The organism is Sphingorhabdus sp. (assembly GCF_044239665.1).
Classification (GTDB): Bacteria; Pseudomonadota; Alphaproteobacteria; order Sphingomonadales; family Sphingomonadaceae; genus Sphingorhabdus_B.
This window is the reverse complement of record NZ_JBIIBA010000008.1, coordinates 1-15,354: the sequence shown is the minus strand read 5'-3', so window position 1 is coordinate 15,354 and position 15,354 is coordinate 1. Positions and strand designations below refer to the sequence as shown.

Below are 15,354 nucleotides of genomic sequence, written 5' to 3'. Positions count from 1 at the left end.
ATGATTAAGAGATCTATTTTGGGCGCATTTTTGGCCAGCGCGTTGGTCGTAACGCCAGCAGCCGCGCAGCCAGATTACGCAGACTCGATTAAGGCGGACTATGACAAGTCGCTGGCGAGCCTGTGGGACCATTTCCATCGCAATCCCGAATTATCGTTTCGTGAATTTAAGACCGCCGAGCGTATGGCGCAGGAACTGCGCGCCGTGCCCGGCATGGTCGTGACCGAGAAAGTCGGCGGTACCGGTGTCGTCGGCATGTTGAAAAACGGTGATGGCCCCGTCGTCCTTATGCGCGCGGATATGGATGGTCTGCCTGTGCAAGAGCGCTCCGGTCTTGCCAATGCGTCCACGGTGAAACAGGTCGGGATCGATGGCCTTGAAATGCCTGTGATGCACGCGTGCGGCCATGATGTGCACATCACCGCATTGGTAGGCACAGCACGTCAGTTGGCGCGGATGAAGGATCGCTGGAAGGGAACTGTGTTGTTCATCGTTCAGCCTGCCGAAGAACGCGTCGGTGGCGCTAAGGCGATGATCGCAGACGGCCTCTACACGCGCTTTCCAAAGCCCGATTATGCATTAGCCTTCCATGTTGCAGCAGAACTTGAGACTGGTAAAATCTCAGCCTCAGAAGGCATTCAATATTCGTCGGCGGACAGCGTTGACATTCGCGTTCCCGGAATCGCCACCCACGGCGCAGCACCGCATTTGGGCCGGGATCCAGTCTATATTGCCTCGCAAATCGTTGTCGGTCTGCAATCGATCATCAGCCGTGAAAAGGGACCATTGGACCCCGGCGTAATTACCGTTGGCGCTTTCCATGCCGGAACAAAGCATAACATCATTTCTGAATATGCCGACTTACAGGTGACGGTGCGCTCCAACAGTCAGGCCGTGCGCGATCAACTCATTGCGTCCATTGAACGGGTCGCCAAGGGCATTGGCGCGGCACATGGCTTGCCGCAAGACAAGTTGCCGATTGTCACAGTGACGGAGAGCACGCCAGTCACGGTCAATGATGGCGCACTTGCCCGCCGCTTGAACGGGGCTATCGCAAATGCTTTGGGTAAGGATGTGGTGACACCGTTCCGCCAGACGGCAATGGGGGCGGAAGACTTCGCCTTCTTCGTAGATCAAAAACATGGCATTCCGGGCTATTATTTCGCCGTTGGCGGGACGAAGCCTGAATGGATCGCTGCCGCAAAAAATGGCGGACCGCCAGTGGCTGGACATCATTCGCCTTTGTTCAAAATTGATCCAGAATCATCCGTACGCGTTGGGATTGAGGCAACGACCGCTGCGGTGCTCGATTTGCTTGGACCAAGCAAAAACTGATTGCTGGCCAAGCAGAGTATAGGAAAAGCCATTATGGCGCGCAAAATTCGCGATCATTACGAAGCGGACGAAGTGTTAGCAGAGCCAGAATTAAGCTGCTGGCTCTGCGCGCGCCCAATGGGCAATGTGACCGAATGGCATCATCCCGTGCCGAAAAGCCGGGGTGGGAAAGAGCGGCAACCGGTGCACCCGATTTGCCACCGAACCATCCACGCCAATTTCACCAACAGCAATCTTGAAAAGCGCTTCGCTACTGCCGAAGCTTTATTGGCGCATGACGAAATAGGGCGGTTTGTCGACTGGATAGCCAACAAACCGCCCGACTTTAACGCACCAACCAAAGACCGGCGTTAGCCCGTTTCATCAAAATCTGATCCGATTGCCGCGGCTCTTAATGGGAGAGCAAAGTGGGGATTTGAACATTTTTGAGGATGTCGGCTGTGGCGCTACCCAATATAAAGCTGCGTAATCGCGAATGCCCAAAGGCGCCCATGATGAGCATGTGGGACCCAGCAGCGACTGCTTCTTCTTGGAGCGCTGACCCAATAGTGCGTCCGAACAGCGCCACGTTCAGATGGTCCGCCTTGACGCCGCGCCGGCCAGTAACCTGGACAAGAGCGTGGTTATCGAGGTCTGTTGGCAGCGGCTTTTCGCCCACGACAGTGATGAAATGTACCTGTTCGGGACCCAGCAGCGTTATGGCATCGCCTAGCGCGCGTGCAGCGGCTGGGGTGTTATCCCAAGCCATGCCCAACGCCCCGTTTTGGTAGGGCCGATCATGTGTCTCAGGAACAACAATGACTGGTCGTCCGCTTTCGAACATAAGATATTCGGCAACCATCCGCTCGCTTAAAAGCCCTGAACTTTGGCTGCCAATTACACTTATATCGTGCAATCGCGCGTGTTCAGCCACGACTTCGTGAACGCCCAGGGCATGCGAGTGTTCCGTTATCAGCGTACATTCAACGCCCGCAGCATGCGCCGCAGAGCCTATGTTCCCTGCCACCGATAGTGCATCTGTATGACGCCCCGGGGTGGTGACATCAATGGCAACGGTGAAAACCGTTAGCTGTGCGCCGCACGCTTTAGCAAGGCTGATCGCAAAACCGACTGGCCCTTTGCCAGCCGCAGCTGTTTCGGCAGGCGCAAAGACAAATATTGATTTCATAGCCATCTGTTTTCTCCTTAATGGGATGCGTGCGATTGGCTGTCATCCTTGGTCTTCCACAGGGAAAACAGGATGCCGCCAAGGATAAGCGCGAAGGTCACGCCAAGGCTCAACACCGGCGGAAACTTTTCGCCGGCCATGAGGAAGTCCGACACGAAGATCTTCGAACCGATGAAGACCAAAACCAGGGCCAGCGCGTATTTCAGATAATGGAAACGATGAACCATCGCCGCTAAAGCGAAATACAAAGCGCGCAGGCCCAAAATCGCCATGATGTTCGACGTATAGACAATGAAGGTGTCGGTGGTGATTGCAAAGATCGCTGGCACAGAGTCTACTGCAAACACAAGGTCGGCCAAGTTGATGACGACCAGCGCCAAGAATAAGGGCGTGGCTGCACGCACCATCTTGCCCGTCTTCTCGTCCGGCACCCTGACGAAAAACTTCTCGTCATGAAGCTCTTTGGTTACGCGCATATGTTTCGAGATAAATTTGACGACCGGGTTTTTGGCGACGTCCATTTCCTGATCGCTACCGAACAACATCTTGATGCCGGTTCCGATGAGGAAAGCAGCGAAGATGTAAAGCGTCCAATAATATTCCTGCACAATAGCCGCGCCCGCCGCGATCATTAAACCACGCAATACAATGACGGCGATAATGCCCCACAAAAGCGCCCGATACTGATATTTGCGTGGTATCGCGAAGAAGGTAAAAATCAGGCTGATGACAAAGACATTGTCGATCGACAGCGCCTTTTCGATGAAAAAGCCTGTATAATATTTCATGCCCATGTCGGCGCCTTTTTGGAACCAAACCCAAAGGCCAAACAGCATGGCAATACTGATATAAAAAGCGGACAGCTTCAGGCTTTCGGCGATGCCCATTTCCTTGTCTTCCTTATGCAGGATGCCAAGGTCAAAGGCCGTAAGCGTGACAACAATGCTTAGAAAAGCGAGCCAAAACCAGACCGGTGTCCCCAACCAGTCCATTGTCAAAAATTCCATGAAATATTCCCTGTTTTACCTAATGTCATGCACCACGCGGACGAAAACCCGCGTGGCCGCGAAGTTGCAAATATTATATTTTGTTAAGACGCAATGGCCGACGCATCGGCGCTTTTGCAATACTCTCAAGACGATCCTTGATTGCCAGTTTAAGCCGCTTCAGTTTTTGAACGCGAAAAACATCTGGCCAACGCCGGTTGATTTCCACGCGCAATTCGCGGTCAATCTTCTGGTGATATTGCATCAATCGAAACGACGATAATGTCATAGTTCATCCTCTTTGAACATTATTTAAGTTCAATCGGATGTTCCGGGCATGGCTAAGCGTATTTCGGGGGGTTTTGAAGACCGCCTGACCACTGCACCGGAAACATCCGATGCGGCCGACATCACGTTCCTTCCGAAGAAGCGAGCGTCAGAGGGGCCCGGTCCGCCTGATATGGGTGGAGCAATTCCGCCCGAATTGCAAGATGATTGCGACAGAAGAAACTCGGCTCGTCGAGTTAATCCCTCAACAGGTCGTTGATGGCTGTCTTTGCACGGGTCTGGGCATCGACGCGCTTGACGATTACGGCACAGGACAAATTGGGGCCGGGGCTGCCATCAGGCAAGGCCTTTCCGGGGATCGAGCCTGGCACCACGACCGAGTAAGCGGGCACGCGGCCAACGAATATCTCGCCTGTTGTGCGATCGATAATCTTGCTGGTTGAACTGATGAACACGCCCATGGACAGCACGGCGCCTTCTTCGACAATTACGCCTTCGACAACCTCCGAACGTGCTCCGATGAAGCAATTGTCTTCGATAATCACTGGCCCAGCCTGAAGGGGTTCCAAAACACCCCCAATGCCAACGCCACCGGACAAATGCACATTCTTGCCAATTTGGGCGCAACTGCCGACGGTAGCCCATGTATCGACCATCGTCCCATCATCCACGCGCGCGCCAATGTTGACAAAGCTTGGCATCAGGATGACGTTTTTGCCGACAAAGCTGCCATGTCGGGCAACGGCCCCGGGCACGACGCGGAAACCTGCATTGCGGAAACGGTCGGCATCCCAACCGCTGAATTTCGACGGAACCTTATCATAAGCAGGCGCACCGGACGCCCCACCATCGACCACAATATTGTCATTCAGGCGGAACGACAAAAGCACAGCTTTTTTCAAATACTGGTGGACCTGCCAACTGCCGGCGATCTTCTCCGCCACACGGAGCGACCCGTCATCTAGGCCAGCCAAGGCCGTCTGCACCGCGTCGCGCACTTCGCCTTGGGTAAAGCTGGAAATGCCGTCGCGTGCGTCCCATGCGGCATCAATGATCTTGGCTAGTTGGTCAGTCATATCGTTCTTTCCATGGCGTGGAGCGCAGAAAGCCACCCGTTCACGTCGGCAATCTCATGATCAATAAATGTTTCTGCACCGCTGCTATCAGCTTCGACGTCGTGATTCACCCAAATAGTTGTCATGCCCAAGGCCTTTGCTGGAGCAAGATTATGCGCCGAATCCTCGACAAAAAGTGCGCGGGTCGGATCGATATTCAGCTCAGTGCATAGCCTGTCATAACTCGCAGATGCAGGCTTTGGCAGATGCTGCATCCGGTGAATGTCGAATATATCCTCAAACACGCCATCAAGGCCGCGCGCGGTCAGAACCCGTTGGGCGTAAGGCGCATCTGCGTTCGTGAAAATCAATTTGCGCCCCGGTAAAGCTTCGATCTGTCGCCGTAAATCAGCGGCGGGCTGCAACAGGGTCATGTCCACATCATGGACGAAATCAAGATACCCATGCGGGTCGACCGCATGTTCGGTCATCAATCCGCCCAGCGTGGTGCCATATTTCTTCCAATAAGTGTGCCGAATATGGTGTGCAGCATCAGAATCGATGTTGAAAAACCGTTCAACATATAACGCAATTCGGTCCCGAACTTGCGCCATAATATTCGCCTCTGGCCCATAAAGGGTAAGGTCTAGATCAAAAATCCAACTGTCGATGTTGTTGAAAGATAAATGCATCCGGCCACCTAGCCAGAAACCCATCTATACTCAACGGTAACCTTAGGTTAAGTTAGTGCGAATAGTGCTTAAATATCAATTTAATCGCTGAAAGTCGTATCTTTATGCCTGAACCACGCATTAGTCGTAAAATTGCGATCGGTAGCTCCCTCATTTTTGCACTCGGGCTGTCTGCTTGCGGCGGTGATGGGGTAGGTTCGACACCTTTGCCGCCTTCCCCCACAGCGGACGTGCCACCTACGCCGCCAGCGACACCCCCTGCGCCACCTCCCCCGCCCCCGCCCCCGCCTCCGCCTCCGCCTGTGCCAACAATAAGTTTTGTAACCTCGGAATATCTCCGCTCGGATGGACCAGATTTTCATCGGGCGATCACGGCCTATCAAGCGGGCGCTAGTGGGCGCGGGGTTACTGTTGGCATCATTGATTCAGGGATTGAGCCAAATAGCCACGAATTTGAGGGCCGAATCCATGCCCAGTCGGGGGATGTAACAGGCGCGGGTCGGCCGCTTGGCGACGATGATGGTCACGGCACAAGCGTTTCGCGCGTTTTGGCTGCCGCTAAGGATGATCGCGATGTCCACGGCATGGCTTTTAACGCAACAATATTGGCGTTGCGCGCCGATCAAGCGGGAAGCTGCGCCCCAACGGCTCAGGGTGTGGATGAAGCGGGGTGTTCTTTCTTCGATTCTTCCATTGCCGCAGGCGTTGATCGCGCCGTGGAAAATAAAGCGCGCGTCATTAATATTTCGCTCGGTGGGGCGAGCGGCGCGAGTAGCATGCTGCGCACCGCGATAGATCGTGCGACATCTGCTGGCGTGATAGTAGTCGTGTCAGCAGGAAATGAGGGGAATGAGTTCGATCCCGCATTTGACCCGAATAGCCCAAGCCCCTTTGCCCAATCCTTATTGGCCAATGGCAACGGGCTCGTCATTATTGCCACCGCCGTGGATGACAATGGTATCATAACAAAATTCAGCAACAAGGCGGGGGTTGTACAGAATTCGGTGTTGTCCGCTTTAGGCCAAAGCATTTGCTGCGAATATCGCAACGACACGATTTACCGCTTAGTTACGAATGATGGGACCTCTGTGCGGGTGTTCAATGGCACGTCCTATGCAGCGCCACAGATCGCTGGTGCCGCAGCTTTGCTCGCCCAAGCCTTTCCGAACTTAACCGGCGCACAGATTGTGAACCTGCTGCTGACGTCCGCGCGTGACGCCGGGATCCCTGACACTGATGCGATTTACGGACGCGGCATATTGGACATTGGTCGCGCCTTTGCCCCCGCCGGAACAACGTCGCTGGCAGGCACGAACATGGCGGTTGCGCTGGGCGGCAATGGCGGGACAACATCAGTAGCCATGGGGGACGCTGTGTTGTCTCCTATGTCCGTAAATGCGGTGGTGCTGGACAGCTATAGCCGTGCATATGACATCAACATTGCCGAAGGCCTAAGCCCAAGCGCGCCACGTCTTCGGCTGGCGCCTGCTCTGGTGGATCAGGGACGATCCGTCAGCATGTCGCGCGGAACAATGGCACTTGCCTTTTCTATTAGCGCCAGCAACGCCGGAAGCTTGGGCCTTTCGCCATTGCTACTGTCCAACGGGCAGCAGAGCCATGCGCGTATTTTGGCGGGCCGCGTGAGTGCCGCTATTGCACGCGACACCCGGTTTAGCCTTGGCATCCGCCAAGCGGCCGCAGGCCAAGTCGCGGCGTTGCAGGGCAACTCGGCGGCTGCGTTTCTCACCGCGACCGATGCGCAGATGGACGGCGGGTTCGAGCGCACACCGCGGCAGGCATTTGCGTTGCGCCATCAACTTGGGCGCTTCGGTCTGACAGGAAGCGTTGAGACAGGCCAAGCACATGTGTTCGAACGCGGTGGCGCGGCGTTTTTGCGTAATACAAACAACCCGTATCCTTATTCCTCCGTCGGCGTATCGCTAGATCGGCAGATTGGCCCTGCCAAAGTCGCTGTTGGTGCAAATTGGATGCGCGAAGACCAAACCATTTTGGGTGCTCGCTTCGCTAACTTCATTGGCCAAAATGGTGCGCGCAGCCTGTTTGTTGATGGCCGGGCTGATATCACATTGATTGGCGCCTGGTCGCTTGGCGCAAGCTGGCGGCAGGGATGGACCAACGCCAATGCCGGCGCGTCGCTAACGGCGCGAACTTCGCTGCAAAGCAACGCCTTTTCGCTGGACCTGTCGGGCGCTCATGTGTTGACGCGCGGTGACCATATTGCGTTCCGGATTGCGCAGCCCTTGCGCGTCACACGCGGCGGGCTCGCCCTCAATCTGCCTGTGGCGTATGATTATGCAACGCTTGCGGCGACATTTTCTGTCCGCCAGATTGTGCTGGCACCAAAGGGGCAGGAGATTGCCAGCGAGCTTATATGGGGCGTGCCGATATATGGCGGCCATTTCTCGTCAAATCTGTTCTGGCGTCAGGAACCGGGGCATTTTGAAAACGCGCCCGATGATGTCGGCTTTGCCTTGCGGCTGCAATTTGATTTTTAGACGGTAAAGCTTTCGCCGCAGCCGCAACTTCCCGTTGCATTGGGATTGGTAAATACAAAGCCAGCGGCAAATTCATCCTCGACCCAATCCATGATTGAACCCACGAGATACAGAACAGAGCCGCCGTCGATATACAATACGCCGCCCGATGTTTCGATCTTCTCGTCGAACGGGACGGCCTCAGTCACATAATCTACCGAGTAAGCAAGGCCGGAACAGCCACGGCGCGGGGTAGACAGCTTCACGCCGATCGCGCCGTCAGGGGCCTTGGACATCAGTTCGGCAATGCGCGCTTCGGATGCCGCGGTAAGCATAACTGCCGCAGGGCGAGCGCGTGTTTTCAGTTCGGTCATAACATTCCAAGCTCCAAACGGGCTTCATCAGTCATATTGGCCGGGCTCCATGCTGGCTCCCACACCAAATTCACTTCGGCATCGCCAATGCCAGGAACTGCACCCACGCGCAGTTCAACTTCGCCAGGCATCGATTCTGCAACTGGGCAATTGGGCGTCGTCAGCGTCATCGAAACGACAGCATGGCCATCGTTGATCTCGACATTGTAAATCAAGCCAAGGTCATAAATGTTCACCGGAATTTCGGGGTCATATATGTCCTTGAGCGCAGCAATGACCGCCTCATACAAATCACCATCGGGTTCGCTTGGCGCGGGCGCGGCGGGCTTTTGCGCGAGGAAGCCTTCCAGATAATCCTTCTTGCGTTCGGACGCATCGGTTGCGCTTTCGACGGCATTTTCTACGCGCGCGCGGGGCGGTTTTTCGATGCTATCAACTTCTTCTATCCGAATATTCTCGTTCATAAAAACTCCTCGTCATCCTGAACCTGTTTCAGGATAACACGTGACTGCGGTTTGTTGTGCTGAAACAAGTTCAGCATGACGAAAGCGGGGGAAATCATCCGAAAATCCTCTTCACCCGTTCGAGGCCGCGCACCAACGCTGCGACATCATCTTCATCATTATAAATTCCAAAGCTCGCCCGCGCGGTGGCAGGTACGCCCAAACGGTTCATCAACGGCTGCGCACAATGATGGCCAGCGCGAATGGCGACATTTTCTTCGTCCAATATTGTCCCAATATCGTGCGGATGTACGCCGTCCATTGAAAAAGAGACAATCCCCGCTGATTGTTCAGGGCCGTATAAAGTGATCGAATTGATCGCCCGCAAGGCATCGCGCGTCTGTGCAGCCAACGCACTTTCATGTGCAAATATTGCGTCGGGGCCAAAGCTGTCGATGAAGTCGATAGCGGCATGCAGGCCGATCACTTCGATGATCATCGGTGTTCCTGCCTCAAACCGCGAAGGCGCAGGGGCGTAAGTCGTCTTTTCAAACGTCACGCGATCAATCATCGCGCCGCCCCCCTGATAAGGCGGCATCGCGTTCAGCGTTTCGGCCTTTGCCCACAATACGCCAACGCCGGTCGGGCCATATAATTTATGTCCCGACATCACATAGAAATCGCAATCCAAGGCGACCATATCCAAATGCATTCGTGGTGCCGCCTGACAGCCGTCGAGCAGTAGCTTTGCACCAACCGCATGGGTCGCGTTGGCAACACGCTTGGCGTCGAGCACGGAACCAAGCACGTTGGACACATGCGCGAGTGCGACCATCTTGTGCGCTGGTGTCAAATGCGCTTCAAGCCAATCAACGTCGATTTGGCCGCCCTCGGTCAGCGGGCAGACATCGATATGCGCGCCAACCTTCTCGGCAACCATCTGCCATGGCACGATGTTGCTGTGATGCTCCAATTGGCTGAGCATGATGCGATCGCCGGCCTTCAGGTTCGCTGTGCCCCAGCTATGCGCAACAAGGTTAATACCTTCGGTCGCACCGCGCACAAAGACGATTTCGTCGGAGGAGGTCGCACCCATGAAGCGCGCAACGCGGGCACGTGCTGCCTCAAACGCCACAGTCATATTCGCCGACCGCGCGTAAACGCCGCGATGGACAGTGGCGTAATCAACACCGCCTGCACGCATCATCGCGTCGAGGACGACTTGCGGCTTTTGCGCTGTCGCGGCGGTGTCGAGATAATGCCAGTTGTTGGCAAGGCCAGGAAACTGATCGCGAATGGGTGAAGTGGATTTCAGCATAACAAAACACCGTCATGCTGAACTTGTTTCAGCATCCATAGTGCAACCGAGACCGAAGGTATGAGAGGCAAAATAGACCCTGGAGCGTAAGTCAGCACAGGTGAAACAAGTTCAGGGTGACGACGATTTAGAGGGAGCAGTGCACTCACACCAATTCTCCCAATTTCTTAAGCGCCGCTTCGGTTAGCATCTCTTCATCCGCTGCGCCTTCAAACACGCCAGCGACAAAGGCCTGCAACATCAATTTTTTGGCTTCTGCTGGCGATATTCCGCGCGCCTGCAAATAGAATAGCCCCATCGGGTCCAATTCACCGATCGCACAGCCATGCGCGCATTTGACGTCGTCGGCGTAGATTTCGAGTTCGGGTTTGGCATTGGCGGTCGCGCTGCGGTCAAGCAGCATGGCCTTCACAGACTGCACGCTGTCGGTCAGCTGCGCATCGCGCGCGACGGCAACCTTGCCCAGATAGGTTCCGGTCGCGGTTCCAGCGAGGACCGAGCGGACAATCTGTGACGATGTTGCTTTGGGTTCGGCATGGGTGACGGTGGTAATGATTTCGAGATTTTGGTTGCCGCCGCCAATTTGGACTGCGCCAAGCTTGAAATCCGTGCCTTCATGCAAAGTGACGTTCAATTCAACGCGGCCATAATCACCGCCCATATTCAGGACATGGACTGCCGCGGTTGCACCTTTGCCAATGGCAATGTCCAGTTGATGAATTGCGCCACTATCCTGAACAATCGTCCGCGCAAATGCGCCGCCTGCTGGCACGATGATGCTTTCTGGCGCAGGCAATGGCCAAGCCCGCGCGAGCGCATCAATGTCGCTGTAGCGCCATGCTTCATCGTGGCGGGTAGGGAGCAAGGCAGTCACTCCCACACTCCGTCACCCTGCACTATTTTCACCTGTGGTGACTTACGTTCCAGAGTCCATTTCGCTTCTATACTCTTTGGCTTGATCGGCACGATAGATGCTGAAACAAGTTCATCATGACGGTGTTGGATAAAGGCAATGGATATACTCACGCCGCCAATTCCTTATACCCGTCGCGCTCCAGTTCCAGCGCGAGTTCAGGTCCGCCGCTCCGCGTGATGCGGCCATCGGCAAGGACGTGAACAAAGTCGGGCTTCACATAATCGAGCAGCCGTTGATAATGCGTAATTAGCAACACGGCCTTGTCGGACTTGCGCATGATGCGGTTGATACCGTCGCCGACGATACGCAATGCATCGATGTCGAGGCCGCTGTCGGTTTCATCAAGGATCGCGAGCGCGGGGTCGATGATGCCCATCTGCACCATTTCGTTGCGCTTCTTTTCACCACCGGAAAAGCCGACATTGACCGGACGCTTGAGCATATCCATGTCCATGCCAAGCGCGCCCGCTTGCTCGCGCGCAACTTTCAGGAATTCTGCGCCGGATAAAGGGGCCTCACCACGGTTCTTGCGCTGCGCATTCAATGCTTCACGTAGAAACTGGACATTCGATACGCCGGGAATTTCGACGGGATATTGGAAGCCCAAAAACAATCCAGCCGCCGCGCGTTCATGCGGTTCAAGGCCGAGGAGGTCTTGTCCGTTAAAGGTTATCTCACCCTCAGTCACTTCATAGCCAGGTCGGCCGGAGAGCACATAACCGAGCGTTGATTTGCCCGCACCATTCGGCCCCATGATTGCGTGGATTTCACCTGCGTTCAGTGACAGTGTGAGGCCCTTAAGAATAGGCTTGTCGCCAACATTGGCGTGGAGGTTAGTTATTTGGAGCATGTTACTTCTTTTTTCCATCAAAGCTTTATTCGATCATTGCGTGCTGGTTGGTTCATCCAACCGAGCCCTCTAAACTAATCCCCAGCAATTTCTGCGCCTCTACCGCAAATTCCATCGGCAGTTGCTGCAGCACTTCCTTGGCAAAGCCGTTGACAATCAACGTTACGGCTTCTTCGGCGTTCAGGCCGCGGGCCATTGCGTAGAACATCTGGTCGTCCGAAATCTTACTCGTCGTTGCCTCATGCTCGATCTGCGCGCTTGGGTTACGCACTTCGATATAGGGCACGGTGTGCGCGCCGCTCAAAGATCCAAGGAGCAAGGAATCGCATTGCGTGAAGTTGCGCACGCCTTCGGCATTGGGTGCGACGCGGACGAGGCCGCGATAGGTGTTGTTGCTGTGGCCGGCGCTGATGCCCTTACTGACAATGGTCGAGCGGCTTCCCTTGCCATTGTGGATCATCTTGGTGCCAGTATCGGCTTGCTGATAATTGTTGGTTACCGCAACCGAGTAAAATTCGCCCACGCTATTCTCGCCGTTCAAAACACAGCTTGGATATTTCCACGTCACGGCGCTGCCGGTTTCAACCTGCGTCCAGCTCACCTTGCTATTCTTACCCTGACACAAAGCGCGCTTGGTGACGAAATTATAGATGCCGCCCTTGCCCTCGGCATCGCCGGGATACCAGTTTTGCACGGTCGAATATTTGATTTCGGCGTCGTCCAACGCGACGAGTTCAACGACGGCGGCATGCAACTGGTTTTCGTCGCGCATCGGCGCGGTGCAGCCTTCGAGATAGGACACGTAACTGCCCTTGTCGGCGATAATCAACGTGCGTTCGAACTGCCCTGTGTTTTCTGCGTTAATACGGAAATAGGTGCTAAGCTCCATCGGGCACCGCACGCCTTCGGGAATGTACACGAAAGTCCCGTCGGAAAAGACCGCGCAATTCAATGTCGCGAAATAATTGTCATGCATCGGCACAATCTTACCGAGCCATTTTTTCACCAGCTCCGGATATTCCTTAATTGCCTCCGATATGCTGCGGAAGATGACGCCTGCGCGCTCCAATTCGGCGCGAAAAGTCGTAGCGACCGATACGCTGTCAAAAACGGCGTCTACCGCGACGCGGCGCGCGCCTTCGACGCCGGCCAACACTTCTTGCTCGGCAATCGGAATACCAAGCTTTTCATAAATGCGCAGGATTTCAGGATCGACCTCGTCCAGCGAACCAAGCTTCGGCTTGGCCTTTGGTTCGGCGTAATAATAAGCATCCTGATAATCGATGGGCGGCACGTTGAGCTTGGCCCAATCGGGCGGCGTCATGGTTTTCCAGCTTGCGAACGCCTTTAGACGCCATTCGAGCATCCATTCGGGTTCATTCTTTTTGGCAGAGATAAAGCGGACAGTATCCTCGGTCAGCCCCTTGGGCGCGAAGTCGGTTTCGATGTCCGACGACCAGCCATGCTCATAATCCGCGACGCGTTCTGCGGCATCCCAAGCGGCCTTATCTTTGATGTCCATGTCATCGCTCATCGCGTTAATCCTGCCAAATTGATTTGTGCCAATGCACCGCGCACCGCATTATTGACGACTGGCCAATGTGCCTGGACGTTGCAGCTACCTTCCTTCACGCAATGCTGTCCCTTCGCTTGCTTGTGCGAATCGCAACATGTGGTCAGCGCAATCGGACCTTCGACAGCTTCAATGATGTCGGCAATGGTGATCGCGGCTGCGGGACGGGCAAGTGTAATGCCGCCGCCCGTGCCACGGGCCGAGCGCAACAGGCCCGCTTTTGTCAATATACTCACCAGTTTTTGCGTCGTCGGCAGGGCCAAGCCGGTTTCGGCGGCGAGATCAGTGGCCGACACGCGCGCAAAACCGCAATGGCGCGAAGCTGCGCTCATGATCACCACTGCATAATCGGCCATATTCGACAAACGCATCTTGCGTCCCCCTAATCAGATAAATTTACTCCGATTAGGCGCAGATGGTCCCTTTGACTGTGGAAATCAAGCCAGAAAGGACTCTGTAGCGGGGAAATGGCCTAAGTCGCTTTGAGTAGGGATTGGTCCCTAGTGGCGTCGACGGCTAACAACATAATCCTCTAACGTCTGGGCCTCTGCGGTATTGAAACGCAAACCCAGCTTACTGCGCCGCCATAATATATCCTCGGCGGATTGCGCCCATTCGTGATCGACGAGATAATCCGCCTCAACCGCATATAGGCCATGTCCAAAATCCGTGCCTAAATCTGCAAGTGCGCTGGCGTTTGATAGGAAGGAACGTGCTCTTGTTCCGTAGCTCCGCACCCAACGGTGAATAAGTGATGCAGGCAAATAGGCATGCTCCTGCTGAATATCCAAAGCGAGGCGATCAGCGCCATCAATTGGAAAATCCCCGCCCGGCAATGGCTGACGCAATGTCCAGCTTTCGCCTTTAAGTATCGTCAAGTGCTGCGCAAGCCGCTCGACCGCACTCTCGGCCAGATGCCGATAGGTGGTTATCTTGCCGCCAAAGACCGAGAGGATAGGCGCCCGTTCGTCCGCATCAACATCCAGTTCGAAATGATATCCGCGCGATGCTGTTTCAGGTTTGCCTGAGCCGTCATCGACCAAGGGCCGGACGCCTGCAAAGCTGTACAACACGTCCGCAGCCGTGATGGCTTGCTTAAAATAAGCTCCAGCAGACGCGCAGATATAATCAATCTCTTCAGCCGTCGCGTGAATGTCGTCGAGCGAACCCTTATGATCGGCATCAGTCGTCCCTATAAGGGTAAAGTCATCCTCATACGGAATAGCGAAAAATATCCGGCCGTCGGGGTTTTGACAGAAATAGGCTTGCGGCGTGTCGAACATCTTTCGCACCACGATGTGCGACCCTCTTACTAAGCGGATTGTGCCACCGGATGGCCGGTCATGCCCTATCGTTCGTGCCAGCAAGTCCAGTACCGCTGGCCCCGCGGCATTGGCAACCGCGCGCGCCAGAACGGTTTCTTGTCCTGCAACTTCTATATGCCATAATCCATCGCGACGCTCGAGATGCGTCACTTCGCAGCGGGTGCGAATATCTGCCTTATGTTCAGCGGCATCCATCGCGTTCAAAACGACCAACCGGGCGTCATCGACCCAGCAGTCCGAATATTCAAACGCCTTCACAAATTCGGGCCGAAGCGGCTTTCCTGCTGGCGCTGTTTTCAGATCGACCGTGCGCGTGGCGGGCAGCAGTTTCCGGCCACCAATATGGTCGTAAAGAAACAAGCCAAGCCGCACGAGCCACGCGGGACGAATCCCTTTTTGATGCGGCAATATAAAGCGCAGCGGCCAGATAATATGCGGCGCGATCGCCCAAAGCCGCTCGCGTTCAATTAAGGATTCGCGGACCAAGGCAAATTCATAATGTTCCAGATAGCGCAGCCCGCCATGGATCAGCTTTG

General features: G+C 55.0%; 16 protein-coding genes. 3 read left to right on the top strand and 13 right to left on the bottom strand.

The genetic code is table 11. The features are described from left to right. Both ACILP3_RS03865 and ACILP3_RS03860 read left to right on the top strand, forming a co-directional pair. Complete coding sequence (locus ACILP3_RS03865) at nt 1-1,335, top strand: amidohydrolase (RefSeq protein ID WP_395615356.1); 1,335 nt, start codon at nt 1-3, stop codon at nt 1,333-1,335. Between the two features lie 33 nt (nt 1,336-1,368). After that, nucleotides 1,369-1,689, top strand: a complete 321-nt coding sequence (locus ACILP3_RS03860) for an HNH endonuclease (RefSeq protein WP_395615355.1) — start codon at nt 1,369-1,371, stop codon at nt 1,687-1,689. Nucleotides 1,690-1,726: 37 nt separating this feature from the next. On the opposite strand, the gene ACILP3_RS03855 is transcribed toward ACILP3_RS03860, so the two are convergent. From ACILP3_RS03855 to ACILP3_RS03835, 5 genes are all read right to left on the bottom strand, one after another. Next, on the bottom strand, nt 1,727-2,509 hold the full coding sequence (locus tag ACILP3_RS03855; protein WP_395615354.1) for a universal stress protein: 783 nt from the start codon (nt 2,507-2,509) through the stop codon (nt 1,727-1,729). 11 nt (nt 2,510-2,520) lie between these two features. Further along, complete coding sequence (locus ACILP3_RS03850) at nt 2,521-3,510, bottom strand: TerC family protein (RefSeq protein ID WP_395615353.1); 990 nt, start codon at nt 3,508-3,510, stop codon at nt 2,521-2,523. A 73-nt stretch (nt 3,511-3,583) separates the two neighbouring features. Beyond that, nucleotides 3,584-3,778 carry a DUF465 domain-containing protein gene (locus ACILP3_RS03845; protein WP_395615352.1) on the bottom strand — a complete coding sequence of 65 codons (195 nt, stop codon included), beginning with the start codon at nt 3,776-3,778 and terminating at the stop codon, nt 3,584-3,586. A gap of 235 nt (nt 3,779-4,013) precedes the next feature. Next, nucleotides 4,014-4,853 carry a 2,3,4,5-tetrahydropyridine-2,6-dicarboxylate N-succinyltransferase gene (dapD, locus tag ACILP3_RS03840; protein WP_395615351.1) on the bottom strand — a complete coding sequence of 280 codons (840 nt, stop codon included), beginning with the start codon at nt 4,851-4,853 and terminating at the stop codon, nt 4,014-4,016. Beyond that, on the bottom strand, nt 4,850-5,524 hold the full coding sequence (locus ACILP3_RS03835; RefSeq protein ID WP_395615350.1) for a pyrimidine 5'-nucleotidase: 675 nt from the start codon (nt 5,522-5,524) through the stop codon (nt 4,850-4,852). Before ACILP3_RS03835 ends, dapD begins: the two co-directional genes overlap by 4 nt. Nucleotides 5,525-5,826: 302 nt before the next feature. On the opposite strand from ACILP3_RS03835, the gene ACILP3_RS03830 reads away from it, so the two are divergent. Then, on the top strand, nt 5,827-8,040 hold the full coding sequence (locus tag ACILP3_RS03830) for a S8 family peptidase (RefSeq protein WP_395615349.1): 2,214 nt from the start codon (nt 5,827-5,829) through the stop codon (nt 8,038-8,040). Here the strand turns inward: ACILP3_RS03830 and ACILP3_RS03825 are convergent. The 8 genes from ACILP3_RS03825 to glpD form a co-directional block, all read right to left on the bottom strand. After that, a complete protein-coding gene (locus ACILP3_RS03825) occupies nt 8,037-8,393 on the bottom strand; it encodes a HesB/IscA family protein (RefSeq protein WP_395615348.1) in 357 nt (118 codons plus the stop codon). The genes ACILP3_RS03830 and ACILP3_RS03825 overlap by 4 nt on opposite strands. Then, nucleotides 8,390-8,857 carry an SUF system Fe-S cluster assembly protein gene (locus tag ACILP3_RS03820; RefSeq protein WP_395615347.1) on the bottom strand — a complete coding sequence of 156 codons (468 nt, stop codon included), beginning with the start codon at nt 8,855-8,857 and terminating at the stop codon, nt 8,390-8,392. Before ACILP3_RS03820 ends, ACILP3_RS03825 begins: the two co-directional genes overlap by 4 nt. 94 nt (nt 8,858-8,951) lie before the next feature. Then, nucleotides 8,952-10,154 carry an aminotransferase class V-fold PLP-dependent enzyme gene (locus ACILP3_RS03815; RefSeq protein ID WP_395615346.1) on the bottom strand — a complete coding sequence of 401 codons (1,203 nt, stop codon included), beginning with the start codon at nt 10,152-10,154 and terminating at the stop codon, nt 8,952-8,954. A 145-nt stretch (nt 10,155-10,299) separates the two neighbouring features. Further along, nucleotides 10,300-11,028 (bottom strand): SufD family Fe-S cluster assembly protein, encoded by a 729-nt coding sequence (locus ACILP3_RS03810; protein WP_395615345.1) that lies wholly within the window; start codon nt 11,026-11,028, stop codon nt 10,300-10,302. Nucleotides 11,029-11,176: 148 nt separating this feature from the next. Continuing rightward, nucleotides 11,177-11,920: a Fe-S cluster assembly ATPase SufC gene (gene sufC / locus ACILP3_RS03805; RefSeq protein ID WP_395615344.1), complete on the bottom strand. Its 744-nt coding sequence runs from the start codon at nt 11,918-11,920 to the stop codon at nt 11,177-11,179. A gap of 52 nt (nt 11,921-11,972) precedes the next feature. After that, nucleotides 11,973-13,442, bottom strand: coding sequence for a Fe-S cluster assembly protein SufB (gene sufB, locus ACILP3_RS03800; protein WP_395615425.1), 1,470 nt, complete (start codon nt 13,440-13,442; stop codon nt 11,973-11,975). Nucleotides 13,443-13,450: 8 nt separating this feature from the next. After that, a complete protein-coding gene (locus tag ACILP3_RS03795) occupies nt 13,451-13,864 on the bottom strand; it encodes an SUF system Fe-S cluster assembly regulator (RefSeq protein ID WP_395615343.1) in 414 nt (137 codons plus the stop codon). A 129-nt stretch (nt 13,865-13,993) separates the two neighbouring features. Then, the coding region (gene glpD, locus ACILP3_RS03790) for a glycerol-3-phosphate dehydrogenase (protein ID WP_395615342.1) at nt 13,994-15,354 on the bottom strand (1,361 nt) is incomplete at its 5' end.